This window comes from Streptomyces sp. DG1A-41, from assembly GCF_037055355.1.
GTDB lineage: Bacteria > Actinomycetota > Actinomycetes > Streptomycetales > Streptomycetaceae > Streptomyces.
Map to the genome: position 1 here is coordinate 4,908,452 of NZ_CP146350.1, position 2,238 is coordinate 4,910,689.

Annotated in this window: 2 protein-coding genes; both read right to left on the reverse strand. The window is 72.3% G+C overall.

Annotation, left to right across the window (positions count from 1 at the left end; all coding sequences use genetic code 11):
- Positions 1 to 55: 55 nt before the first annotated feature.
- Positions 56 to 1,000 carry a TauD/TfdA family dioxygenase gene (locus tag V8690_RS22920; RefSeq protein WP_338781629.1) on the reverse strand — a complete coding sequence of 315 codons (945 nt, stop codon included), beginning with the start codon at positions 998 to 1,000 and terminating at the stop codon, positions 56 to 58.
- Between the two features lie 13 nt (positions 1,001 to 1,013).
- Positions 1,014 to 2,054: a MupA/Atu3671 family FMN-dependent luciferase-like monooxygenase gene (locus tag V8690_RS22925; RefSeq protein ID WP_338781631.1), complete on the reverse strand. Its 1,041-nt coding sequence runs from the start codon at positions 2,052 to 2,054 to the stop codon at positions 1,014 to 1,016.
- Between the last annotated feature and the right edge of the window lie 184 nt (positions 2,055 to 2,238).

A 2,238-nucleotide genomic window follows, 5' to 3' on the forward strand; every position in this document is an offset into this window, starting at 1 on the left:
CCCGTCCACCCCGGTGGCCGGGGAGGACGGGGCCGCGGTCGCCGCGCCGGACGGGTCAGTCGGACATGGCGACCAGGATGCGGCGGGTGCCCTCGAAGGGTCGGCGGCCGTGCCCGGTGAGCACGTTGTCGATCACCAGCACGTCGCCGAACCGCCAGTCCACGTCCACGGCCAGCTCCAGGCCCCGGTCGCGGATCTGGGTGATGTACGCGTCCGGTATGGGCGTGCCGTCGGCGAACGTGACGTACTGCGGGAACTCCTCGGGCGCGAGGATCTCGTACAGCTCCTTGGAGGTCTCGTCGCCGAGGCCGGCCGGGTGCCACTGGTCGGCCTGGTTGAACCAGACCTCGGCGCCCGTCACCGGGTGCGTGGTGGTGGCCCGGCGGTGCTGCACCACGCGGATGCCGTCCGGGCCCCATTCCCACTCGGCCTCGGAGGCCGTCAGGAACCGCTCCACCTCGGCGCGGTCGTCGGTCTCGAAGGTGTCCTGCCAGCTCTTGCCGAGTCCGTAGCCGTCGTGCAGGTTCTGCACGTAGCGGATCCCGCCGGCGAAGGCCTCGCGGACCTCGGCGTCGAGGGAGTCGAGCCACAGCTCGCCGTCGACGACCGGGGTGGCGCCCCCGGACTCGGCTGCCTTCTCGCAGTAGAAGGCGAGCCGGGCCGGCCACCTGCGGGCGTAGTTCAGCTCGTTGTGCATGGAGATGGTGAAGCGCTGCGGGTACTCGGTGGAGGTGTAGAGGTTGCCCCGCACCCGGGTGCGGGGGGAGTTGCCGTGCACGTAGGGCAGCCGGTTGGGCAGCAGCCGGTCGAGGACGGGCTCGATCGCGTCGGGCGTGACGCCGAACCCGCGGAAGACGAGCGCCTTGTGCTCCGTCAGCAGCTCGGTGAGACGGTCGGCGCCGAGTTCGGCGAGGTGTGCGGCGAGGTCCTGGCCCTCGGCCCCGGCGCCGGTGATCTCGTGCGGGACCCAGGTCCGGCCTGCACTCAGGGTGGTGCTCATGACGTCTCCTGTCTCATCGGGAGATGATCTCGTTCAGCTTTCCGAGCTTGTCGATGCCGTCGAGCACGGCCCGGGACTCCACTCCGAAGTCCACGAGGCAGCCGATCTCGTCGACGCCCAGCGCCCGTATGTGCGGGAGCAGTTCGGCGGCCCGCTCGACGCTGCCGAAGAGCCCGCCGGTCTCGAAGTAGCGGTCGAACGCGCGGGCCGCGAGGTAGTCCATGTCGTCCGCGTTCAGTTCGGACAGGTCCATGTCCTTGCCGGTGAACGACTTGGCGGTGAGGTTGGCGGAGCTCTTCAGGTAGTTCGTGAAGGGCTCGCGCACCTGCTCGCGGACCTGGTCGAGGTCGTCGCCGAGCAGGGTGTGCAGCATCAGCACGACGTGGCCGGTCCAGCCGTCGTGCTCCTCGGCGGCCACCCGCCGGTACTCGGCGATCTTGCCGGCCACCTCCTGGAGGGACTGGCCCAGCAGGTGGGTGAGGATGCCGGCGCGCATCCGGGCGGCGGCCCGGAAGGTGTCCACACCGCCGGCCGACGTCAGCCAGACCGGCAGCTCGGGCTGCACGGCGGGCGGGTAGCTCCGGATCTCGACGGGCCGCCCGAGACCGTCGGTGGTGGCGAGGGCCTCGCCGCGCCACAGCCGGCGGACCTCCTCGGCGGTGTCGCGGACCAGGGTGCGCCGGTCGGCGTGGTTCTCCGGGCGCAGGGCGAAGTCCACGGTGTTCCAGCCGGAGGCGAAGGCGACCCCGGCGCGGCCGCCGGAGAGGTTGTCCACGACCGACCACTCCTCGGCGATCCTCGCCGGATGGTGGAGCGGGGCGACGACACTGCCGGCCCGGATGCCCACGCGCTGGGTGCACATGGCCACGGCGGCGCCGAGCACGGCCGGGTTCGGGTAGGCCCCGCCGAAGGGGTCGAAGTGCCGCTCCGGCGTCCACACGGCGGCGAGCCCCGACCGGTCGGCGAGTTTCGCTCCCTCGATCAGCAGCTCGTACCGGCCGGCTTGGCCCGGCGCGGTGGAGTCGTGCGCGAAATAGAACAGGCTCAGATCCATGGACGGTCCTTCGGGTGGTCCGGTTGGTTGCGACGGGCACGGCGAACGGGCGGTGCGAGGAGAGTGGGCCGGGCGGCCCGGGCGGTCCCGGGGCGGGGTGCGGGCGGGAGTCGGACGGACGGTGAGTCGGGCGGTCCCGGGGCGGAGCGCGGGCGGGAGTCGGACGGACGGGGAGTCGGAGGGG